This window comes from Streptomyces sp. HUAS YS2 (assembly GCF_033343995.1).
GTDB classification, from domain to species: Bacteria; Actinomycetota; Actinomycetes; order Streptomycetales; family Streptomycetaceae; genus Streptomyces; species Streptomyces solicathayae.
Genome location: NZ_CP137573.1, coordinates 3,718,426 through 3,739,409, shown reverse-complemented (window position 1 = coordinate 3,739,409; position 20,984 = coordinate 3,718,426). Strand labels below are relative to the sequence as shown.

20 protein-coding genes are annotated in these 20,984 nt (G+C 71.0%); 10 read left to right on the top strand and 10 right to left on the bottom strand.

From position 1 onward, the window contains the following. The first annotated feature begins 27 nt into the window (after nt 1-27). From R2D22_RS17035 to R2D22_RS17015, 5 genes are all read left to right on the top strand, one after another. Nucleotides 28-189 (top strand): Sp36 family protein, encoded by a 162-nt coding sequence (locus R2D22_RS17035; protein WP_143608830.1) that lies wholly within the window; start codon nt 28-30, stop codon nt 187-189. Continuing rightward, nucleotides 186-662: a RidA family protein gene (locus tag R2D22_RS17030; protein WP_318104486.1), complete on the top strand. Its 477-nt coding sequence runs from the start codon at nt 186-188 to the stop codon at nt 660-662. The genes R2D22_RS17035 and R2D22_RS17030 overlap by 4 nt, the downstream gene beginning before the upstream one ends. Nucleotides 663-842: 180 nt before the next feature. After that, nucleotides 843-1,721, top strand: a complete 879-nt coding sequence (locus R2D22_RS17025) for an NUDIX hydrolase (protein WP_318104485.1) — start codon at nt 843-845, stop codon at nt 1,719-1,721. Further along, nucleotides 1,718-2,548 (top strand): MBL fold metallo-hydrolase, encoded by an 831-nt coding sequence (locus R2D22_RS17020; protein WP_318104483.1) that lies wholly within the window; start codon nt 1,718-1,720, stop codon nt 2,546-2,548. The genes R2D22_RS17025 and R2D22_RS17020 overlap by 4 nt, the downstream gene beginning before the upstream one ends. Before the next feature lie 99 nt (nt 2,549-2,647). Further along, nucleotides 2,648-3,529 carry a prohibitin family protein gene (locus R2D22_RS17015; protein ID WP_318104481.1) on the top strand — a complete coding sequence of 294 codons (882 nt, stop codon included), beginning with the start codon at nt 2,648-2,650 and terminating at the stop codon, nt 3,527-3,529. A 74-nt stretch (nt 3,530-3,603) separates the two neighbouring features. Here R2D22_RS17015 and R2D22_RS17010 read toward each other — a convergent pair whose 3' ends face one another. Then, nucleotides 3,604-4,278, bottom strand: a complete 675-nt coding sequence (locus R2D22_RS17010) for a Crp/Fnr family transcriptional regulator (RefSeq protein ID WP_015034542.1) — start codon at nt 4,276-4,278, stop codon at nt 3,604-3,606. A 350-nt stretch (nt 4,279-4,628) separates the two neighbouring features. Then, nucleotides 4,629-5,042 (bottom strand): hypothetical protein, encoded by a 414-nt coding sequence (locus R2D22_RS17005; protein ID WP_318104461.1) that lies wholly within the window; start codon nt 5,040-5,042, stop codon nt 4,629-4,631. 121 nt (nt 5,043-5,163) lie between these two features. Between R2D22_RS17005 and nth the strand changes: the two genes are divergently transcribed. The 3 genes from nth to R2D22_RS16990 all read left to right on the top strand — a co-directional run bounded on the left by nth (nt 5,164) and on the right by R2D22_RS16990 (nt 8,057). Beyond that, nucleotides 5,164-6,009, top strand: a complete 846-nt coding sequence (gene nth / locus R2D22_RS17000) for an endonuclease III (RefSeq protein WP_318104458.1) — start codon at nt 5,164-5,166, stop codon at nt 6,007-6,009. A 76-nt stretch (nt 6,010-6,085) separates the two neighbouring features. After that, a complete protein-coding gene (locus tag R2D22_RS16995) occupies nt 6,086-6,811 on the top strand; it encodes an NUDIX hydrolase (RefSeq protein WP_318104456.1) in 726 nt (241 codons plus the stop codon). A 46-nt stretch (nt 6,812-6,857) separates the two neighbouring features. Further along, on the top strand, nt 6,858-8,057 hold the full coding sequence (locus tag R2D22_RS16990; RefSeq protein ID WP_318104455.1) for a MarP family serine protease: 1,200 nt from the start codon (nt 6,858-6,860) through the stop codon (nt 8,055-8,057). Nucleotides 8,058-8,101: 44 nt separating this feature from the next. Here the strand turns inward: R2D22_RS16990 and R2D22_RS16985 are convergent, their stop codons facing one another. From R2D22_RS16985 to R2D22_RS16960, 6 genes are all read right to left on the bottom strand, one after another. Then, nucleotides 8,102-8,290, bottom strand: coding sequence for a hypothetical protein (locus R2D22_RS16985; protein WP_318104454.1), 189 nt, complete (start codon nt 8,288-8,290; stop codon nt 8,102-8,104). Nucleotides 8,291-8,404: 114 nt separating this feature from the next. Continuing rightward, nucleotides 8,405-9,343, bottom strand: a complete 939-nt coding sequence (locus R2D22_RS16980; protein ID WP_318104453.1) for an alpha/beta fold hydrolase — start codon at nt 9,341-9,343, stop codon at nt 8,405-8,407. Continuing rightward, nucleotides 9,340-9,813 (bottom strand): phage holin family protein, encoded by a 474-nt coding sequence (locus tag R2D22_RS16975; RefSeq protein WP_318104452.1) that lies wholly within the window; start codon nt 9,811-9,813, stop codon nt 9,340-9,342. Before R2D22_RS16975 ends, R2D22_RS16980 begins: the two co-directional genes overlap by 4 nt. Nucleotides 9,814-9,850: 37 nt before the next feature. Continuing rightward, nucleotides 9,851-11,248, bottom strand: coding sequence for a Na+/H+ antiporter NhaA (gene nhaA, locus R2D22_RS16970; RefSeq protein ID WP_318104450.1), 1,398 nt, complete (start codon nt 11,246-11,248; stop codon nt 9,851-9,853). Nucleotides 11,249-11,460: 212 nt separating this feature from the next. Continuing rightward, nucleotides 11,461-13,416: an acetate--CoA ligase gene (acs, locus tag R2D22_RS16965; RefSeq protein WP_411977031.1), complete on the bottom strand. Its 1,956-nt coding sequence runs from the start codon at nt 13,414-13,416 to the stop codon at nt 11,461-11,463. Between the two features lie 223 nt (nt 13,417-13,639). Next, the gene (locus R2D22_RS16960) at nt 13,640-15,964 is read right to left on the bottom strand and encodes a bifunctional SulP family inorganic anion transporter/carbonic anhydrase (RefSeq protein ID WP_318104448.1); all 2,325 of its coding nucleotides are present in this window, start codon (nt 15,962-15,964) and stop codon (nt 13,640-13,642) included. 326 nt (nt 15,965-16,290) lie between these two features. Here R2D22_RS16960 and R2D22_RS16955 point away from each other — a divergent pair, with 326 nt between their 5' ends. Continuing rightward, nucleotides 16,291-17,589 carry a polysaccharide deacetylase family protein gene (locus R2D22_RS16955; protein WP_318104446.1) on the top strand — a complete coding sequence of 433 codons (1,299 nt, stop codon included), beginning with the start codon at nt 16,291-16,293 and terminating at the stop codon, nt 17,587-17,589. Nucleotides 17,590-17,742: 153 nt separating this feature from the next. On the opposite strand, the gene R2D22_RS16950 is transcribed toward R2D22_RS16955, so the two are convergent. After that, the gene (locus R2D22_RS16950; protein WP_318104445.1) at nt 17,743-18,729 is read right to left on the bottom strand and encodes an ATP-binding protein; all 987 of its coding nucleotides are present in this window, start codon (nt 18,727-18,729) and stop codon (nt 17,743-17,745) included. Between the two features lie 102 nt (nt 18,730-18,831). On the opposite strand from R2D22_RS16950, the gene R2D22_RS16945 reads away from it, so the two are divergent. Continuing rightward, nucleotides 18,832-19,650, top strand: a complete 819-nt coding sequence (locus R2D22_RS16945) for a Fic family protein (RefSeq protein WP_318104444.1) — start codon at nt 18,832-18,834, stop codon at nt 19,648-19,650. Between the two features lie 317 nt (nt 19,651-19,967). Here the strand turns inward: R2D22_RS16945 and R2D22_RS16940 are convergent, their stop codons facing one another. Next, nucleotides 19,968-20,822, bottom strand: coding sequence for an HAD family hydrolase (locus R2D22_RS16940; protein WP_318104442.1), 855 nt, complete (start codon nt 20,820-20,822; stop codon nt 19,968-19,970). Nucleotides 20,823-20,984 lie beyond the last annotated feature (162 nt).

Here is a 20,984-nt window from a genome sequence, read left to right as displayed (position 1 = left end):
CCTGTGGCAGCGGCTACAGTCGGCTCCATGACCAAGTGGGAATACGCGACCGTGCCCCTTCTCGTGCACGCGACCAAGCAGATTCTGGACACCTGGGGCGAGGACGGCTGGGAGCTCGTCCAGGTCGTGCCCGGGCCGAACAACCCCGAGCAGCTCGTGGCCTACCTGAAGCGCGAGAGGTCCGCGTGAGCGGCGCCGGCGCCGTCGAGGCGAAGCTCGCCGAGCTGGGTCTGACCCTGCCCGAGGTCGTGCCGCCGCTGGCCGCGTACCAGCCGGCCGTGCAGTCCGGGCCGTACATCTACACCGCGGGCCAGCTGCCGATGGTGGAGGGCAAGCTCCCGGTGACCGGCAAGGTCGGCGCGGAGGTCACCCCCGAGGAGGCCAAGCAGCTCGCGCGCACCTGCGCGCTGAACGCGCTGGCCGCCGTGAAGTCGGTCGCCGGTGACCTGGACCGGATCAAGCGCGTCGTGAAGGTCGTCGGCTTCGTCGCCTCGGCCTCCGACTTCACCGGGCAGCCCGGCGTCCTCAACGGCGCCAGCGAGCTGCTCGGCGCGGTGCTCGGCGACAAGGGCGTGCACGCGCGCAGCGCCGTGGGCGTCGCGGTGCTTCCGCTGGACGCGCCGGTCGAGGTCGAGATCCAGGTGGAGCTGGAGCAGGGCTGACCGTCACCGGTCCAGCAGGTTCGAGTACGGCCCCGTGCGCGTGAGGACGCGCACGGGGCCGTACGCGTGTGCCGGAGGCCGTACGAACCTGCGGCCCGCCCCGGGTGCCGGCGCCTCGGTACGGCCACGCACCCAAGATCGGCCCTCGAACATCCCGATGGATGCGCATACCATCCGCCCATGTCGAATGGTCAGTGGTACCCACCGGAATGGCCCGACCGCATCCGCGCCCTTGCCGCCGGGGAGCTGGAGCCAGCGGCCCCCAAACGGGCCGCGACCGTCCTGCTGCTGCGGGACGGGGCCGACGGGCCCAGCGTCCACATGCTCCGCCGCCGCGCCTCCATGGCTTTCGCGGGCGGCGCGTACGCCTACCCGGGCGGCGGGGTCGACCCGCGCGACGAGCACCCCGTGCACTGGGCCGGACCGTCCCTGGCGGAGTGGGCGGAGGGGCTCGGCGTCAAGGACGAGGCGGAGGCGCAGGCCATCGTCTGCGCCGCGGTCCGCGAGACGTTCGAGGAGGCGGGAGTGCTGCTCGCCGGCGAGACCGAGAACTCGGTCGTCGGCGACACCACGGGCGCCGACTGGGAGCGGGACCGTGAGGCGCTGATCGCCCGGGAGCTGTCGTTCGCCGAGTTCCTCGACCGGCGCGGACTCGTCCTGCGCTCGGACCTGCTGGGGGCGTGGGCGCGCTGGATCACGCCCGAGTTCGAGCCCCGGCGGTACGACACCTGGTTCTTCGTGGCCGCGCTGCCCGCCGGACAGCGGACCCGTGACACCTCGTCGGAGGCGGACCGGACGGTCTGGATCCGCCCGGCGGAGGCGGCGGCCGGTTACGACCGGGGTGAGCTGACGATGATGCCGCCGACGATCTCGACGCTGCGCGGCCTGGAGCGCTTCGGCACGGCGGCCGAGGCACTGGGCTCGGCGGCCGGCCAGGACATGACCCCGGTGCTCGCGCAGGCGCGCCTGGACGGGGACGAGCTGATCCTGAGCTGGCCGGGACACGACGAGTTCACGAAGCACATCCCGTCGGCCGGCGGGACGGGAGGCACGGCATGACGGACGCGGCCGCCCTGCCGGGCCAACCCCGGGACGCCGTGGTCTCCGGGCCCGCGACCGCCCGCGCGGTCAACGTCCTGGCCCCGAACCCGTCCGTGATGACCCTGGACGGGACGAACACCTGGATCGTCTCCGAGCCGGACTCGGACCTCGCGGTCGTGATCGACCCGGGTCCGCTGGACGAGGCCCATCTGGGCCGGGTGATCCGTACGGCCGAGGAGCTCGGCAAGCGGATCGCGCTCACCCTGCTCACGCACGGCCATCCGGACCACGCGGAGGGAGCGGGCCGGTTCGCGGAGCTGACGCGGACTCACGTACGGGCACTGGACCCGGCCCTGCGTCTGGGCGACGAGGGCCTCGGCGCGGGCGACGTGATCACGCTCGGCGGTCTTGAGCTCCGGGTCGTACCCACCCCGGGCCACACCTCGGACTCGCTCAGCTTCCATCTGCCCGCCGACCGGGCGGTGCTGACGGGGGACACGATCCTCGGGCGCGGCACGACGATAGTGGCCCATCCGGACGGCCGGCTCGGCGAGTATCTCGACTCGCTGCGCCGGCTGCGCTCCCTCACCGTCGACGACGGTGTGCACACGGTCCTGCCGGGGCACGGGCCGGTCCTGGAGGACGCGCAGGGGGCCGTCGAGTTCTATCTGGCGCACCGGGCCGGCCGGCTCGCCCAGGTGGAGACGGCGGTCGAGAACGGCCACACCACCGCGGCGGAGGTGGTGGCCCATGTGTACGCGGACGTCGACCGCTCGCTGTGGCCGGCGGCGGAGCTGTCGGTACGGGCGCAGCTGGAGTACCTGCGGGAGCACGGCCTGATCTGACGCAGGGTCGGAGGCGGCGCGACCCCCGAGAAATGGATCTTTCGGTCCGTGCTTTACGCTCCGCTTACTTCTGGCCGTAGATCTCGGGGGAGAATGCCCGTGTTCGTCATATCCATCCTGTTGCTGATCGCCGCAGTGGTGCTGTTCTTCGTGGGCCGCGGCAACGACAGCCGCGGCCTGAAGCTCGGTTCGCTCGGCGCCCTGCTCGCCGGCCTGTTCACGCTGATCGGCAGCATGCTGTACGTCATCAGCGCGTACGAGGTGGGTGTCCCGGTCGCCTTCGGCAAGGTCGGCTCGCCGATGCGGTCGGGCATGCACTTCAAGTCGCCGTTCACCGACGTCACGACCTTCTCGACGCGCCCCGTCGACCTCAACCTCTCCGACAAGGACGTGGTCGAGGTCCGCTCCTCGCAGGGCGGCGTGATGTACGCCGAGGTGACCGTGAAGTGGGCCGTGACGCCGGCCAAGGCGGTCGAGCTGTACAAGCTCGCGGGCACCGAGGACGCCATCCAGCAGCGCCTGGTCTACCCCGACAGCCGTGAGATCGTCCGCAACGTCTTCGCCCGCTACTCCAGCGAGCAGGGCTACGCGAGCGACCGCGAGAAGATCAACGCCGAGATCGCCGACCTGATCAAGGAGCGCCTGGCGCCCCGCGGGATCGCCGTCACCACGGTGAACCTGCGCAACGTGAAGCCGTCGGACCGGCTGCAGGACCAGATCGACAGCAAGATCCAGCAGCAGCAGGCCACCGAGCGCGCCACCGAGGCCGCCCGTACGGCCAAGGCCGAGTCGGACCGCCGCCGGATCGAGGCGGAGGGCATCGCCCGCGCCAACAAGATCCTCAGCGACTCCCTGACCGACAAGGTCCTGATGAACCAGTGCATCGAGGCGTACAAGGAGGCCGCGGCGAAGAACCCGGTGTACGCGGTGCCTTGTGGCGGCGGCAGCGGCAACCCGCTGATCGTGGACACGAAGAAGTAGGACGGCCGGTCCGTATACGGAAGGGCCGCCCCGGTTCGACCGGGGCGGCCCCTTCTCGTGCGTACGGAGGGTGCTCAGCGCGAGCGCTTCGCGAGGCGCTCCACGTCCAGCAGGATCACCGCGCGGGCCTCCAGGCGGAGCCAGCCGCGCTGGGCGAAGTCCGCCAGGGCCTTGTTGACCGTCTCGCGGGAGGCGCCGACCAGCTGCGCCAACTCCTCCTGGGTGAGGTCGTGCACGACGTGGATGCCCTCTTCCGACTGCACGCCGAAGCGGCGCGACAGGTCGAGGAGCGCGCGGGCGACACGGCCCGGCACGTCGGAGAAGACCAGGTCGGACATCTGGTCGTTGGTCTTGCGCAGGCGGCGGGCGACGGCGCGCAGCAGGGCCGTGGCCACCTCGGGCCGCGCGTTCAGCCAGGGCTGGAGGTCGCCGTGGCCCAGGCCCAGCAGCTTGACCTCGGTCAGCGCGGTCGCGGTCGCGGTGCGCGGGCCCGGGTCGAAGAGGGACAGCTCGCCGATGAGCTCGCCGGGGCCGAGGACGGCCAGCATGTTCTCGCGGCCGTCGGGGGAGGTGCGGTGGAGCTTCACCTTGCCCTCGGTGACCACGTACAGGCGGTCGCCGGGGTCGCCCTCGTGGAAGAGCGCGTCGCCACGGGCGAGCGTCGCCTCACTCATCGAGGCGCGCAGCTCAGCGGCCTGCTCGTCATCGAGCGCCGCGAAGAGCGGGGCGCGCCGCAGAACGTCGTCCACGAGTTCTCTCCTTGTCGACCTGCTCAGGGGACGGTGGTCCCCATGATGCCGCACCGCAAAACAGTGCGATCGATCACAAGGATCCACCACAAGTCTGACGTACCGGCGACCCGGAGAGTGCCCGAGGGCCGGATTCGTGTGCTGATCGGCCTCGGCGGGGGGCAGTTGCCGGGTCGGGACGCAGGTTGTACCGGTTCCGGAAGATGGAATTCAGCCGTGGGCGAACGTGGGCTTTCGGAGTGGTGGGAATCTCCGCGAACCGGGCGAAATCGGGCGGGTCGTCGGGAGGGTCGGTCGGGCCCCGGCCGCCGGTGCCGGTGCGGCCGGGGCTCGCGCTGTGCGGCCGAGCGTCAGCGCCTGAGGCGAATGGTGGTTCGCTCGTCCAGGAAGGCGCAGCCGAAGGCGTCGCAGGCATTGGCGGACAACTGCGCGCCCGCCGGGCCGGGGGCGAAGCCCGGACCGCTGAAGGCCGTGATGGTGAACCAGATGGTCTGCGGGGCGCCCGTGCACTCGATCGAGCTGAAGCTCGAGCCGGCGGACAGGATTCCCATGCGTGTCTGCTGGGCGTACGCGCTGGCGCTGCCCTCGGCCCCTGCTGTGCAGGTGACCTCGGTCTTCAGCAGTACCTGGCCCTCGCTGTTCACATAGGACGGCGGCGTGACCACGAAGCTGAGTTGCGGGTCCGCGACGGCCGGCGCGGCGGAGACGGCGAGCGGGACGATGGACAGGACGGACGCGGCGAGCGCCTTGCGGATGGGCAGCACGGAGTTTCCTCTCGGGAAGTGACGGTCTGTAGCTGACTGCTACACACCGTCAGAATCCGGTCCGTGATCACCTCGCGCGAACGCAACTGCTCCGAACGCGTCCCGGCGTAGCCTTCAGGGCATGGCAGAGAGCAACGTCACGACGGCGAAGCCGAAGAAGGCGGCCGTGAAGCCGGCCGTGAAGCCGGCCAAGCCGGCCAAGCCCGAGTCGCGGCTCGCGATGGTGCGCCGGGCGCGCCGGATCAACCGGGAGCTCGCGGAGGTGTATCCGTACGCGCACCCCGAGCTGGACTTCCGCAACCCCTTCGAGCTGCTCGTCGCCACCGTGCTCTCCGCCCAGACCACCGACCTCCGGGTCAATCAGACGACGCCCGCGCTCTTCGCGAAGTACCCGACGCCCGAGGACCTCGCCGGGGCGAACCCCGAGGAGGTCGAGGAGCTGATCCGGCCGACGGGGTTCTTCCGGGCCAAGACCAAGTCGATCATGGGGCTCGCCACCGCCCTCCGGGACGACTTCGGCGGCGAGGTCCCCGGCCGCCTCGACGACCTGGTCAAACTCCCCGGAGTGGGCCGCAAGACCGCCTTCGTCGTCCTCGGCAACGCCTTCGGCGTCCCCGGCATCACGGTCGACACCCACTTCATGCGGCTGGCCCGGCGCTGGAAGTGGACCACGTCGGACGACCCGGTCAAGATCGAGGCCGAGGTCGCCACGATCTTCCCCAAGAGCGACTGGACGATGCTCTCGCACCGGGTGATCTTCCACGGCCGCCGCATCTGCCACGCCCGCAAGCCGGCCTGCGGCGCCTGCCCGATCACGCACCTCTGCCCCTCCTACGGAGAGGGCGAGACGGACCCGGAGAAGGCGAAGAAGCTGCTGAAGTACGAGAAGGGCGGCTACCCCGGCCAGCGGCTGAACCCGCCGCCGGACTACCCGGGCCTGCCGGCACCCCCGCTGGGCGCCGCGTGACGTCTGCACGCCGATCGCGGGGGAGCGGAACGATCTCGAACGCCGTAGGCGTTGCACAGGACGGACGGGGGTGCCGATGACACGCGCCGGAGAGACAGAGACGTACGACGGCAGGACCGAGAGCGGCACGGACGGCGGGATCGTCGTGTCGGGAGAGGGGCTGCCCGACTGGCTGGAGCCGGTCGAGCGGGCCGCGCGCACGGTCGAGCCCGAGCAGCTCAGCCGGTTCCTGCCGCCCGAGAGCGGCTCCGGCCGCCAGTCCGCGGTGCTGATCCTGTTCGGAGAGGGCGAGCGCGGGCCCGAGCTGCTGCTCATGGAACGCTCCGGCAACCTGCGCTCGCACGCCGGCCAGCCGTCCTTCCCGGGCGGCGCCCTCGACCCGGAGGACGGCGATCCGGAGAACGGCGGGCTGCTGCGCGCCGCGCTCCGCGAGGCCGAGGAGGAAACCGGTCTCGACCCCGCCGGCGTCCAGATCTTCGGGGTGCTGCCCCGGCTCTACATTCCGGTGAGTCATTTCGTCGTCACCCCCGTACTCGGCTGGTGGCGGACTCCGACGCCGGTCGGCGTGGTGGACCCCGCGGAGACCGCCCGGGTCTTCACGGTTCCCGTGGCGGATCTCACGGACCCGGCCAACCGCGCCATGTCCGTCCACCCGAGCGGCCACCAGGGCCCCGCGTTCCTGGTCGCATCGGCTCTGGTCTGGGGTTTCACCGCGGGAGTGATCGACCGGATCCTGCACTTCGCGGGGTGGGAGCGACCGTGGGACCGGTCGAAGCAGGTCCCACTGAACTGGCGCTCATGACACCCTGACCCGGGCGACCGAAGACGAATCTGCGAGGCTACCGACGGTGAATGTGCTGGACATCCTGCTGCTGCTCGCCGCCGTGTGGTTCGCGATCGTCGGCTACCGCCAGGGCTTCGTCGTCGGCATCCTGTCGGTGATCGGCTTCCTCGGCGGTGGCCTCGTCGCCGTCTACGTGCTGCCGCTGCTCTGGGAATGGCTGACCGACGGCTCCGAGGTGTCGACGACGGCGGTGGTCGTCTTCGTCATCGTGGTGATCGTCTGCGCGTCCGTCGGCCAGGCGTTCACCACCCACCTCGGGAACAAGCTGCGCCGGTACATCACGTGGTCGCCGGCCCGCGCCCTGGACGCCACCGGCGGCGCGCTGGTGAACGTCGTCGCGATGCTGCTGGTGGCCTGGCTGATCGGCTCCGCCCTCGCCGGAACGTCCCTGCCGACGCTCGGCAAGGAGGTCCGCACGTCGAAGGTGCTGCTCGGGGTGTCCCGCGTGATGCCGGCTCAGGCGTCCACCTGGTTCACCGACTTCTCCTCCGTCCTCGCGCAGAACGGCTTCCCGCAGGTCTTCAGCCCGTTCGCGAACGAGCCCATCACGGAGGTCCGGGCGCCCGATCCGGCCCTGGCGAACAGCCCGGTGGCCGCGCGCGCCCAGCGGTCCATCGTGAAGGTCGTCGGCACCGCGCCGAGCTGCGGCAAGGTCCTCGAAGGCACCGGCTTCGTCTTCGCCCCGCGCCGTGTGATGACCAACGCGCACGTCGTGGGCGGCGTCGACGAGCCGACCGTGCAGATCGGCGGCGAGGGCCGGCTCTACGACGCCAAGGTCGTCCTGTACGACTGGCAGCGCGACATCGCGATCCTGGACGTGCCGGACCTCGACGCCCCCCCGCTGCGGTTCACCGCCGAGGACGCCCGCAGCGGCGACAACGCCATCGTCGCGGGCTTCCCGGAGAACGGCTCGTACGACGTCCGCTCGGCGCGCGTGCGCGGCCGCATCAACGCCAACGGCCCGGACATCTACCACCGGGGCGAGGTGCGCCGTGACGTGTACTCGCTGTACGCGACGGTCCGTCAGGGCAACTCCGGCGGCCCGCTCCTCACCGCGGACGGCAGGGTGTACGGCGTGATCTTCGCGCGGTCCCTCGACGACGCGAACACCGGGTACGCCCTGACGGCGGACGAGATCCGCGAGGACATCGAGCGCGGTGCGGTGGCGAACCAGCAGGTCGACAGCCAAGGCTGCGCCCTGTAGCCCGGGCGCCGGCCCGGGCCCTCGGCCTCGGTCGCGGGTGTGTCTCAGTCGCGGGTGTGCCTCAGCCGCGCCGAGACCCAGCGGGCCCGGCGGCGGAGAATGCGCGGGATCCCGATCCCCTGACCGGAGTGCGCGTGGCCCTCGTCCTGTGGGCCACCCCTCTCGTGCGTGATCGGCCCCCTGGCCGAGCGGCGGTTGCGTGCTGCGTCACCGTAGTCGTGCGTCCAGCCCATACCCCGACGTCTGCCCGTGCCCCAAGGTCGGTAACCGCCCGGGGGGCGGCCAATTGGAGTATGCGCCGGGCACATGGCCGTTCGCAGAACGCGAGTTCGCCCCGCGCGGACCCCTCAACGGTCCGGTTCGGGGTCCTTGAGCCAGTTGATGAGCTCCGACGAGAACGCCACCGGGTCCTCCTCGTGAGGGAAGTGGCCGAGGCCGTCGAACAGGCGCCAGCGGTAGGGGGCCTCCACGTACTCGCCCGAGCCCGCCGCGCTGCGCGTGCGCATCGCCGGGTCCATCGAGCCGTGCAGGTGCAGGGTCGGCACCCGGACGGGGCGCTTCATGCGCCGGTTGAACTGGATGCCGTCCGGCCGGGCCATCGACCGCACCATCCACCGGAACGGCTCGATCGAGCAGTGCGCCGTCGACGGGATGCGCATCGCCCGCCGGTACACCTCGATCGCGTCCCCGTCCGGGATCCGCGGCCCGGACCAGTCGTGGATCAGCCGGCCCACCAGCGCCGCGTCGTCCGCGACGAGCTGACGCTCCGGCACCCACGGCCGCTGGAAGCCCCACACGTACGAACCCGCCCGCGACTGGGCGAAGTCGGAGAGCATCGCCGACCGCCAGCGCCGCGGGTGCGGCATGGAGGAGACCGCGAGCCGCCGCACCAGCTTCGGGCGCATCACGGCCGCGGTCCACGCCAGGTACCCGCCCAGGTCGTGCCCGACCAGCGCCGCGTCCGGCTCGCCGAGCGAGCGGACCACGCCGGTGATGTCCAGCGCGAGGTTCGCCGGGTCGTAACCGCGCGGCGTACGGTCGCTGCCGCCCACGCCGCGCAGGTCCATCGCCACGGCGCGGAACCCCGCGTCGGCGAGCGCCGGCAGCTGGTGCCGCCAGGTCCACCAGAACTGCGGGAAGCCGTGGAGCAGCAGGACCAACGGCCCGTCGCCCATCTCGGCGATGTGGAAGCGCGCCCCGTTGGCGGCCACGTCGCGATGGGTCCACGGCCCGTCGATGCGGACCGGGCTTCCGCCGTTGGCGCTGCTGCTCTCTGGGACGGTCATGCAGACGAGCGTGCCACAACGACGGACTTGTCCTGAACCGGACGCGGATGCGGCTTGACGCCCTGGAGTACGGCTGCCGTCTGCTTGGCCGAGGCGATGGACTTCTCCGGCGGCTTGACCTTGCGGAACTTGAGGTACGCCACGAAGCCCAGCAGGCCCGCGAGCAGCACGTTCGCCGCGAAGGACAGCAGGAAGCACCAGGCGAGGTTCCAGCCGCCGTTGCCGTTGTGCCCGCCGGTCCAGGTGTTGATGCCGTACGCGAGTGCGAAACTCAGCATCGGCAGCGAGAAGAGGAGCACGGTGGCCGCGCCGATCCCGGCCGCACCGCCCATCACACCCCGCTTGACGTCCTGGCGGATCTCGGCCTTCGCCAGGGCGATCTCGTCGTGCACCAGTGCGGACATCTCGGCGGTCGCCGAGGCGACCAACTGGCCGAGGCTGCGCTCGGTGCCGTCGAACGGCTCGCTCATGGCTGCTCCCTCTTCTCTTCTACGGTCCGGACTCAGATCATGCCGGACTGTCGGCGTCATCGCGCGATGCCCCCGCCAGTTCGGCCTTGGCGCGGTGCTCGGCGGCCTTCCTCTCGTAGATCGCCGCCATCCTCAGGTGGTACTCAGGGTTGTCCTGCTCGTACATGTCCGGGATGCCGTCCTCGTCCTCGTCGCGCTCCTCCTCGGTGAGGAGCGCCTGGTACTTCCGGACCCTGAGTTTGAGCAGCACGGTGGCGCAGATGGCGGCGATCAGCGAGCCGACCAGTACCGCCGCCTTGACCTCCTCGGTCAGCGCGGTGTCGTCGGCGAAGGCCAGCTCGCCGATGAGGAGCGAGACGGTGAAGCCGATGCCGGCGAGGGACGCGACGGCGAAGACGTCCGGCCAGGAGAGGTCCTCGTTCAGCTCCGCACGGGTGAACCGGGCCGTCAGCCAGGTGCCGCCGAAGATGCCGACCGCCTTGCCGACGACCAGGCCGAGGACGACGCCGAGCGTGACCGGCTGGGTGAACACGTCGCCGAGCGACTTCCCGGAGACGCTGACGCCCGCGGAGAACAGCGCGAACAGCGGCACCGCGATGCCGGCGGACACCGGTCGGACCAGGTGCTCGATGTGCTCGCCGGGGGACTGCTCCTCACCGTCGCGCCTGGTGCAGCGGAGCATCAGGCCCATGGCGACGCCCGCGATGGTGGCGTGGACGCCGCTGTTGTACATCAGGCCCCAGATGACCAGGGCGAGTGGGACGTACACGTACCAGCCGCGGACGCCCACGCGGAGCAGCACCCAGAAGACGACGAGGCCGGCGAACGCGCCGCCCAGGGCCAGGAAGTCCAGGTCGTCCGTGAAGAAGATCGCGATGATCAGGATCGCGAACAGGTCGTCGACGACGGCGAGCGTCAGCAGGAAGGCGCGCAGCGCGGACGGCAGCGAGGTGCCGATGACGGCCAGCACGGCGAGCGCGAAGGCGATGTCGGTGGCGGTGGGCACGGCCCAGCCGTCGAGGGAGCCGTCGCCGACCGTGTTGACCAGCGTGTAGACGAGCGCGGGGACGGCCATGCCGCAGACGGCGGCGATGACGGGCAGGGCGGCGGCTCTGGGGTCGCGCAGTTCACCCGCGACGAGCTCGCGCTTGAGCTCGATGCCGGCGACGAAGAAGAAGATCGCGAGCAGGCCGTCGGCGGCCCAGTGCTGAATCGACAGGTCGAGGCCGAGGGCGGCCGGGCCTATGTGGAAGTCCCGGACGGTCGTGTAACTGTCGCTCAGGGGGGTGTTCGCCCAGATGAGGGCGATGATCGCGGCGATGAGGAGGAGTACGCCGCCGACCGTCTCGGTGCGCAGGGCGTCCGCCACGAACCGTCGCTCGGGCAGGGAGAGACGTCCGAGTACTTTGCGGCGGGTGGGGGTGGGCGCGGCCACGGCGTGGGACCTCCGGTCGGGTGGGCAGGACGGATCACATGCCGACCAGACTTCCCGGCGCACCTAGGTCTTCTTGTCGCGTCGTTGACGCGGTCCTTACTTTACCTAACGGTGCGAGGGTGGTGTCCGGCGATCATCACTTTAGGTGCATAACGGCGACGACGCCCGCCCCGGAAGGCCGGGGCGGGCGTCGTCGTAAGGGGCGTCTCGGGTCAGTCCTCGCTGGGTGCGGCCGGCAGCTTGGTCTGGATCAGGTCCATCACCGACGAGTCGGTCAGCGTCGTGACGTCGCCGAGCTCGCGGTTCTCCGCGACGTCGCGCAGCAGGCGCCGCATGATCTTGCCCGAGCGGGTCTTCGGCAGCTCCGCGACGGGCAGCACCCGCTTCGGCTTGGCGATCGGGCCGAGCGTCGTGCCGACGTGGTTGCGCAGCTCCGCGACCAGGTTCTCGTCCTCGCTGGCGGTGCCGCGCAGGATCACGAAGGCCACGATCGCCTGGCCGGTGGTCTCGTCGGCCGCGCCGACCACCGCCGCCTCGGCGACGGCCGGGTGGGAGACGAGCGCCGACTCGACCTCGGTGGTGGAGATGTTGTGCCCCGAGACGAGCATGACGTCGTCGACCCGGCCGAGCAGCCAGATGTCGCCGTCCTCGTCCCTCTTCGCGCCGTCGCCGGCGAAGTACTTGCCCTCGAAGCGGGACCAGTACGTGTCGAGGAAGCGCTGGTCGTCGCCCCAGATGGTGCGGAGCATCGACGGCCACGGCTCGGTGAGCACCAGGTAACCGCCGCCGCCGTTCGGCACCTCGTTGGCCTCGTCGTCGACGACGGTGGCGGAGATGCCCGGCAGCGGGCGCTGGGCGGAGCCCGGCTTGGTCTCGGTGACGCCCGGCAGCGGCGAGATCATCATCGCGCCGGTCTCGGTCTGCCACCAGGTGTCGACGATCGGCGTCCTGTTGGCGCCGATGTGCTCGCGGTACCAGACCCACGCCTCGGGGTTGATCGGCTCGCCGACCGAGCCCAGCACGCGCAGGCTGGACAGGTCGAACTTGGCGGGGATGTCGTCGCCCCACTTCATGAACGTGCGGATCGCGGTCGGCGCGGTGTAGAGGATCGTGACGCCGTACTTCTGGACGATCTCCCAGAACCGGCCCTGGTGCGGCGTGTCCGGGGTGCCCTCGTACATGACCTGCGTCGCGCCGTTGGCCAGCGGTCCGTACGTGATGTACGAGTGGCCGGTCACCCAGCCGATGTCGGCGGTGCACCAGTAGACGTCGGTCTCCGGCTTGAGGTCGAAGACCGCGTGGTGGGTGTACGCCGCCTGGGTGAGGTAGCCGCCCGAGGTGTGCAGGATGCCCTTCGGCTTCCCGGTCGTACCGGAGGTGTAGAGGATGAAGAGCGGCTGCTCCGCCTCGAAGGCCTCGGGGGTGTGCTCGGCGGACTGGCGGCCCACGAGCTCGTCCCACCAGACGTCGCGACCCTCGGTCCAGGCGACCTCCTGGCCGGTGCGGCGGACGACGAGCACGTTGTTCACCCGGTCCACGCGGGCGAGGGCCTCGTCGACGGCGGGCTTGAGCGCCGAGGGCTTGCCGCGGCGGTAGCCGCCGTCGGCGGTGATGACGAGCTTGGCGTCGGCGTCCTCGATACGGGTGGCGATGGCGTCGGCGGAGAAGCCGCCGAAGACCACGGAGTGCGCGGCGCCGATGCGGGCGCAGGCCAGCATCGAGACGACGGCCTCCGGGATCATCGGCAGGTAGATGGCGACGCGGTCGCCCTTGGTGATGCCGAGCTCGGTGAGGGCGTTGGCGGCCTTGGAGACCTCGTCCTTCAGCTCGGCGTAGGTGATGGCGCGGCTGTCGCCCGGCTCGCCCTCGAAGTGGATGGCGACCCGGTCGCCGTTCCCGGCCTCGACGTGCCGGTCGACGCAGTTGTACGCGACGTTCAGCGTCCCGTCGGCGAACCACTTCGCGAACGGCGGGTTCGTCCAGTCGAGGGTCTCGGTCGGTTCGGTGGCCCAGGTGAGCCGCCTCGCCTGCTCGGCCCAGAAGCCAAGCCTGTCCGTCGCAGCCTGCTCGTACGCCGCCGCCGTCACGTTCGCGTGCGCGGCCAGCTCGGCCGGCGGCGTGAAGCGCCGTTCTTCCTTGAGCAGGTTGGCCAGGCTCTCGTTGCTCACGACATCTCCCTTTCCCAGGGCGTCCTATGTACCTCTGTGTCCCAGGTCATAGCTCATCAGCCAGATGCCCGGGTGACAAGAGCCTCCGGGAAATTGGTTTAGACCTGTGAGCGGACCGGGCGCGGTGCGGATGGCCCCCGCTCCCCGGGCGGTGGGGAGAAGGGGCCACACCCTCTCACGGACGGCCGCCGGGAAAGGTTCAGGACGCGCGGGAATCCGCAGGTCAGGCCCCTGCCTGCGCCAAGGCGGCGGGCTGGACGCGGTCGAAGACGTCGTCGTAGCCGGTCCCGGCGGCCGGGTCCGCCAGCAGGTACGCCTGGGCCTCGCCGACATGGAAGTACATGCCGTGCAGCTGCAGCGTGCCCTCCGCGAGCCGCCGAGCCACCGGCTCGTACGCCTTCAGGTGCTCAAGTTGCTGGACCACATTGGTCAGGCACAGCTGCTCCACCGCGTCGGCGGGCAGCCGGCCGGAGATCCGCGCCCAGACGTGGTGGCGGCTCGCCATCCGCTCCAGGCTCGGCAGTCCGTGCCGCAGCCAGCGGCGCAGCGGAGTCTGCGGGTCGTCGGGGCCGGCGGCCAGGAGCGCCTGCATGGCCCCGCAGCCGGAGTGCCCGCAGACCGTGATCGACTCCACCCGCAGGACGTCCACCGCGTACTCGATGGCCGCGGCGACCGAGTCGTCCCCGCTCTCCTCGCCGGGCAGCGGGACGAGATTGCCCACGTTCCGCACGGTGAACAGGTCGCCCGGGCCGCTGGATGTGATCATGCTCGTCACCAGCCGGGAATCGGCGCAGGTGAGGAAGAGCTGCGAGGGGCGCTGGCCCTCGCGGGCGAGCCGGGCCAGCTCGTCCCGCACCAGCGGGGCCGTGTTGCGCTGGAACTTGCGGATCCCGCTCGCCAGTTGGTGCCCGGTGGGGTGCGGGGTCTCGTCGGCCGGTGGGTGCTCGCCGCAGTGGTGGTTGCGCCAGGGCGTCCAGGGGCGGCAGCAGGTGTGGGCCTCGGAGGCCGGTTCGGTGATCCGGCCGCCGCCCGGGCCGGTCATCTCCACCGTGCCGCCCTGCCGGATGTACGACGCCTGCCACTCGGTCAGCGCCTCGTAGGCGGCGTGGTCCATGAAGGAGCCGTCCAGCTCGACCACCACGCCGGCGCCCGGCGGCAGATGGTGCAGCGTGCGGCTCAGCCGGGGGACGGCGAGGAACGTCAGCTGGCCGCGCACGCGCACCAGGTGGCCGCCGTCCCGCTCCTCATGGGTGATCCTCGTCCGGGTGAGCCGGTGCAGCGCGACGGCGACGGCGAACGCGACCCCGAGGGCCACGCCCTCCAGCACGCCGATCACCACCGTGCCGCTCAGCGTCACCGCGTACACGAGGACTTCGCGGTGCCGGGTGACCGTGCGGATGTGCGTGATGCTGACCATCTGGACGCCGACCACCATCACCAGCGCGGCCAGTGCGGGCAGCGGGATGAGGTCGAGCACCGGGATCAGGAGCAGCGCGGCCAGCACGACCCACAGGCCGTGCAGCATCGTGGAGTGCCGGCTGACCGCGCCCGCCGAGACGTTGGCGACGCTGCGGACCGCGACGCCGGCAACCGGTAGCCCGCCGAGGGCCCCGGAGACGACGTTCGCCGCGCCCTGACCGGCGAGTTCGCGGTCGAGCCGGGAGCGGGGCACGCCGTGTCCGTGGTCGGTGCGAGCGGCCACCAGCTTGTCGACGGCGACGGCAGAGAGCAGCGACTGGACACTCGTCACGAGCGTGATCGTGAGCACGGCGGCGAGCAGGCCGAGGACCGGCCCCTCGGGCAGCCCGGGCAGCGCGTGGCTCTGCCAGGACTCCAGGTCGACGCGCGGCACGCGCAGGCCGGCGAGCGCGGCGAGCCCCGTCGCCGCGGCCACCGCGGCGAGCGCCGCGGGGATCCTCCGCGCGAACGCCCCGGCGCGCCCGGGGATCCGCGGCCACAGCAGCAGGACGACGATGGTGAGGGCGCTGACCGAGAGCGCGGCCGGGTGCACCTCGGCCAACTGGGAGGGCAGGCCGAGGAGATTGTCGACGGTGGAGCTCTGCGGCGTGCCGCCGAGGACGATGTGGAGCTGGGCGACGGCGATGGTGACGCCGATGCCCGCGAGCATGCCGTGCACGATCGCGGGTGACACGGCGAGCGCCGAGCGGGCGACGCGCAGGGCGGCGAGGGCGATCTGGGCCAGGCCGGCCAGCACGGTGATCGCGCAGGTGGTGCGCCAGCCGTATCGCTGGATCAGCTCGGCGGTGACCACGGTCAGGCCCGCGGCGGGGCCGCTGACCTGGAGGGGGGAGCCGCCGAGGCGTCCGGCGACGATGCCGCCGACGGCGGCGGCCACCAGACCGGCCTGGAGCGGGGCGCCGGTGGCGAGTGCGATGCCCAGGGAGAGCGGCAGCGCGATCAGGAAGACGGTGACGGACGCGGACAGGTCGGCGCCCGCGATGCGGAACCGGCGGCCGTTGCCGGGCGGGCTGTGCGGTCGCTGGGAGTGGCGGCGGGCGGTCGTGCGGGCAGGGGTGCAGAGAGTCATGTGTTCCCGTCTCCTCCGGGGCAGCGCGGTCGCGGCTCGTGCGGGACGAACGTGGGGGTCGCGGCCGTGGGTCACGGCGTGCAGCGGCGGGATGCTGGGCGCTGCCGCTCGGTTCCGCCGGCAGCGCTCGCCTCGAGCGAGTATCAACGCTCAGTAAATGGATCGTAATGCAGAGTAAAGACTCCGGCATTATTTTCGGGGCAAACAGGGCAATGATTCACCGGTTCCGGTGATTGCCGGGCTCCGTTCCGCTTGTCGTTTCATCATTCCGGTTCCCGTGGTGCGACGTTGACGCCGCTCGCACGGAATCCGAGGAGAGGTGGGCGATGACAGTCGCCGGGAGAAGGACCACGGTCCGCAGGGGAAGTCTCGCCACCGGCGCGGTCGCCGTGGCGCTGGTCGCCGGACTTGCCGGCTGCTCAGGCCAGGGTGCCGACGCCCCGCCCAAGGGCGCGCGAGGCGGAGCGGCCGTCGAGAAGGGCGCCCCCGGAGCCGCGCCCCCGAAGAGCGCGGTACGCCTCATCGGCGACGGCTCCACGGCGTACACCGGAGCCCAGCCGCTCCAGCCGACATGGAAGCGCCTCAAGCCCGGCGAGAAGCCACCGCAGTTCGTGGTGTTCTCCTGGGACGGCGCCGGCGAGGACAGTCAGAAGCTCTTCTCCCACTTCCGGGCCGTCGGCAAGAAGTACAACGCGAAGATGACGTACTTCCTCAGCGGGGTCTACCTGCTTCCGGAGGGAAAGTCGAAGCTCTACAACCCGCCGCAGCACGCGGCCGGCCGCTCCGACATCGGCTTCAACGACACCGAGGGAATCCGCGACACAGTCCGTGAGCTGCGCGGCGCCTGGCAGGAGGGCAACGAGGTCGGCACGCACTTCAACGGACATTTCTGCGGCCCGGAGAGTGGTGTCGGCAACTGGTCGGTGGAGGACTGGAAGAGCGAGATCGCCCAGGCGAAGTCGTTCGTGAAGAACTGGCGGACGAACGCCGGCCTGACCGCGGAGCAGCCGCTCCCGTTCGACTACGACAAGGAATTGGTCGGCGCGCGCACCCCCTGTCTGGAGGGGCGCAAGAACTTCGTCCGGGCGGCGAGCCAACTGGGCTTCCGCTACGACACCAGCGGCGTCAACAACCAGGTCTGGCCCAAGAAGGACCAGGGGCTGTGGGACCTGTCGATGCAGCTCGTACCGATGCCGGGGCGGGCCTTCGAGACGCTGTCCATGGACTACAACTTCATGGTCAACCAGTCCGGCACGAGGACCCAGGGCGACTCCTCGCAGCACACGTACTGGGGCAACCAGATGCGTGACGGCCTCGTCCAGGCCTTCGACCGCGCGTACGAGGGCAACCGCGCCCCGCTGATCATCGGCAACCACTTCGAGTCCTGGAACGGCGGCACGTACATGCGTGCCATCGAGGAGACGATCGCGACGGTCTGCACGAAGCAGGACGTCCACTGCGTCTCGTTCCGGCAGCTCGCCGACTGGCTGGACGCCCAGGACCCCGCCGCCCTGGAGAAGTTCCGCAGTCTGAAGGTCGGTCAGGCCCCGCAGGGCGGCTGGCAGTCCTTCGCCGCCGCCCCCGCGGCCCCGGCGCCCGCGGTCAAGCGGGCTGAGGAGCGCTGACCTCCTCGCCCAGCATGAACCCGGGGTCGACCTGCGCCGCCAGGCCGACCCCGGGCTGCGTCTCTCCCGCGGCCCTCGCACCGCTCGGCGCCGGGGGCGCCTCCCGGGCTTCGGCGCGCTGCGCCGGACTCCGTCCGCCGATCGTGGGCATCGTCAGCCGGGCAGTGGTACGGCGAGCTGTTCGTCGAGCACGAACCCGGGGTCGACCTGGGCCGCCAGGTCGGCGCCGGTCTTGGCGTTGCCCCAGCTCTCGGCGTTTCTCAGGTGGAAGTGGACCATCTGGCGGGTGTAGCGCTCCCAGTCGCGGTGGGCGTACGAGTCGTCCGCCGCGTCCTGCAGGGCCTGGAGGGCCATCCGGTTGTCCGCCTCCAGGAGTTCGAACCGGGACGGCCGGCCCTTCTCCATCGCGCGGACCCAGTTCGAGTGGCCGACCGTCACCAGCAGGTCGTCGCCGACCTCCTCGCGCAGGAAGTCCAGGTCGTCCGGCCCCTGGACCTTGTTGCCGACGACCTTGAGCGCGACGCCGAAGTCCCGCGCGTACTCCTTGTACTGGCGGTACACGGACACGCCCTTGCGGGTCGGCTCGGCGACCAGGAACGTCATGTCGAAGCGGGTGAACATGCCGGACGCGAAGGAGTCCGACCCGGCCGTCATGTCGACGACGACGTACTCGTCCGGCCCGTCCACCAGATGGTTCAGGCACAGCTCCACCGCGCCGACCTTCGAGTGGTAACAGGCCACCCCGAGGTCCGACTCGGTGAACGGACCCGTCGCCATCAGCCGGATGTCGCCGTCGTCCAGCCGGACAGTGCGGGCGCAGGCGTCGTACACCGGGTTGTCCTCGCGGACCCGGAGCAGGCGCGAGCCCCGGCCCGGCGGAGTCGTCTTGATCATCGTGTCGGCGGAGGCGATCCGCGGGTTCGCGCCCCGCAGGTACTCCTTGATCAGGGGCAGATGCGCACCCATCGCGGGCAGCGCGGCCGTCTCCGTCTCGTCGAGCCCGAGCGCGGCGCCGAGGTGCTGGTTGATGTCCGCGTCCACCGCGACGACGGGCGCCTCGTTCGCGGCGAGATGGCGGACGAAGAGCGAGGACAGCGTCGTCTTGCCGCTGCCGCCCTTCCCTACGAAAGCGATCTTCATGTTCACCTAGCGTAGTCGCATCGTCGCTTCATGTGGTCAAGGTGCGTGAAGAAGACCACTCCAAGGTGGGGTGCGGCCCTTGGGCGCGTAGCCTCGCTACTTATGAGTACGCACGCCTCTGACCCCCTGGCCGCCCTCGGCTCCCTGCCGGGCGTCGCCGACTCGGTGGACTCCGTACGCAAGGCCGTCGACCGGGTCTACGGGCACCGCATCATGCGGCGCCGCAGCAGCGAGATCACCGGCGAGGCGGCGCTGCGCGGCGCGCGCGGCTCCGCGGCGCTGTCCGGCGCCGACTGGGCGCTGGAGGAGGTGCGCCGGCGCACCGACTTCGGCGGCGACCCGGAGGCCAGGACCGTCGGCGCCGCGCTGCGCCTCGGCTCCGAGGCCGGGCAGCTGCTGTCCATCTGGCGCCAGTCGCCGCTGCGGGTGCTGGCCCGGCTGCACCTCGTCGCCGCCGGCGAGCCGACCGACTCGACCGGACGCCCGCGCCATGACGGCGAGGCGGTGGACGAGCCGCTGATCGAGGCCCCGCTGCCCGGCGCGGAGGAGGTGGAGGGCCGTCTTGACGGGCTCTCCCGGCTGATCATCGCGGGCGGAGAGGCCCCGGCGCTGGTGACGGCGGCCGTGGTGCACGGCGAGCTGCTGGCGCTGCGCCCGTTCACCTCGTACAACGGGCTGATCGCGCGGACCGCGGAGCGGATCGTGCTGGTCGGCAGCGGCCTGGACCCGAAGGCGATCTGCCCGGCGGAGGTCGGCCACGCGGAGCAGGGGCGGGCGGCGTATGTCGCGGCCTTCGAGGGCTACCTCTCCGGGACTCCGGAGGGTGTGGCCGCGTGGATCGCGCACTGCGGGCGCTCGGTCGAGCTGGGGGTCAGGGAGTCGACGGCGGTCTGCGAGGCGCTGCAGCGCGGCGCGGCCTGACCGGCTTTGGGTGAAAGCCCCTGAACAGGGTTGCGGCGGTACCAACTTCTGGTACCGCCGCTGGCACGTCTGCCCAGTTACCAAGCGTCCTCGATATGTGCCCATCAGGCGGGGACTTTGCCCTACGCCTGGTGCGGCTGGCCCGTAATCGACGGGTCGACGTCGCGTGGGTGCCAAGCTTTCGTGCTCAGGTCCGTGGGGCCTTCATGCTCAACAGGTGATCCTCTCGGATGTCCTAGGTCTCGCGGGCCTGATTCCTTTGTACCTCTCCCGAATGGGAAGCGGAACCCCTTAGCTGCACTTCTTTGCCTTTCGCCTCAAATCTGGACAAAGTGTCCGATTCGGTTCGCCTGGCGGCGTCGACTGGCGTACCAGACCAGTCCGGCGGTGGCGACGGCCGCTCCGACGGCTGCCGCGGCGAGCAGTGTCGGGCGCGGCGGCATCCGGAATTCCGGGAGCCGCTGCTTGAGTCGAACGGGTCGGTTGAAGACGAGGACCGGCCAGTCCCGGGCGGTCGCCTCGCGGCGCAGCGCGCGGTCCGGGTTGACGGCGTACGGGTGGCCGACGGACTCCAGCATGGGGACGTCGGTCGCCGAGTCGCTGTACGCGTAGCAGCGCGAGAGGTCGTACCCCTCCGACTCCGCGAGCTCCCGGATCGCCTCCGCCTTGGTAGGGCCGTAGGCGTAGTACTCCACCTCCCCTGTGAAGCAGCCGTCGTCGCCGACGACCATCCGGGTGGCGACGACCCGGTCGGCGCCGAGCATCTCGCCGATCGGCTCGACCACCTCGACGCCGGAGGTCGAGACGATCACCACGTCCCGGCCGGCGGCGTGGTGCTCCTCGATCAGCGAGGCGGCCTCATCGTAGATGATCGGGTCGATCAGGTCGTGCAGGGTCTCGGCGACGAGTTGCTTGACCTGTGAGACGTTCCAGCCCTTGCAGAGCGCCGAGAGGTACTCGCGCATCCGCTCCATCTGATCGTGGTCGGCGCCGCCCACGAGGAAGACGAACTGGATGTACGCGGTCCGCAGGGCGGCACGGCGGCTGATCAGTCCGCCTTGGTAGAAGGACTTGCTGAAGGTCAGCGTCGACGACTTCGCAATGACCGTCTTGTCCAGGTCAAAGAAGGCGGCTGTGCGCGGCAACGAGTGGTTTTCCACGAGCCTGAGCATAGGTGCCCGCCATTCGGGGCACCCAGGGGCGCGTGGGTTTGCCTGAGAAGGCTCTCGGGTACACCATGGAAGTCACGGATCGTTCGCGACCGTGCTAACCCGGTCCGGCTCCTCCCCCCCCGAGTCGGCCGGAGAGACGACCCCCGCTCTCCCCCCCGGCGG

Bases quoted from the DNA above. Each gene is read 5' to 3' on its own strand.
- R2D22_RS16950 (WP_318104445.1), bottom strand. From the start codon at position 18,729: ATGAAGATCGCTTTCGTAGGGAAGGGCGGCAGCGGCAAGACGACGCTG.
- R2D22_RS16940 (WP_318104442.1), bottom strand. From the start codon at position 20,822: ATGCTCAGGCTCGTGGAAAACCACTCGTTGCCGCGCACAGCCGCCTTC.
- R2D22_RS16945 (WP_318104444.1), top strand. From the start codon at position 18,832: ATGAGTACGCACGCCTCTGACCCCCTGGCCGCCCTCGGCTCCCTGCCG.
- R2D22_RS16975 (WP_318104452.1), bottom strand. From the start codon at position 9,813: ATGAGCGAGCCGTTCGACGGCACCGAGCGCAGCCTCGGCCAGTTGGTC.
- R2D22_RS17025 (WP_318104485.1), top strand. From the start codon at position 843: ATGTCGAATGGTCAGTGGTACCCACCGGAATGGCCCGACCGCATCCGC.
- R2D22_RS16995 (WP_318104456.1), top strand. From the start codon at position 6,086: ATGACACGCGCCGGAGAGACAGAGACGTACGACGGCAGGACCGAGAGC.
- R2D22_RS16960 (WP_318104448.1), bottom strand. From the start codon at position 15,964: ATGACTCTCTGCACCCCTGCCCGCACGACCGCCCGCCGCCACTCCCAG.
- R2D22_RS16955 (WP_318104446.1), top strand. From the start codon at position 16,291: ATGACAGTCGCCGGGAGAAGGACCACGGTCCGCAGGGGAAGTCTCGCC.
- nth (WP_318104458.1), top strand. From the start codon at position 5,164: ATGGCAGAGAGCAACGTCACGACGGCGAAGCCGAAGAAGGCGGCCGTG.
- R2D22_RS16985 (WP_318104454.1), bottom strand. From the start codon at position 8,290: ATGGGCTGGACGCACGACTACGGTGACGCAGCACGCAACCGCCGCTCG.
- R2D22_RS17020 (WP_318104483.1), top strand. From the start codon at position 1,718: ATGACGGACGCGGCCGCCCTGCCGGGCCAACCCCGGGACGCCGTGGTC.
- R2D22_RS17035 (WP_143608830.1), top strand. From the start codon at position 28: ATGACCAAGTGGGAATACGCGACCGTGCCCCTTCTCGTGCACGCGACC.
- R2D22_RS16980 (WP_318104453.1), bottom strand. From the start codon at position 9,343: ATGACCGTCCCAGAGAGCAGCAGCGCCAACGGCGGAAGCCCGGTCCGC.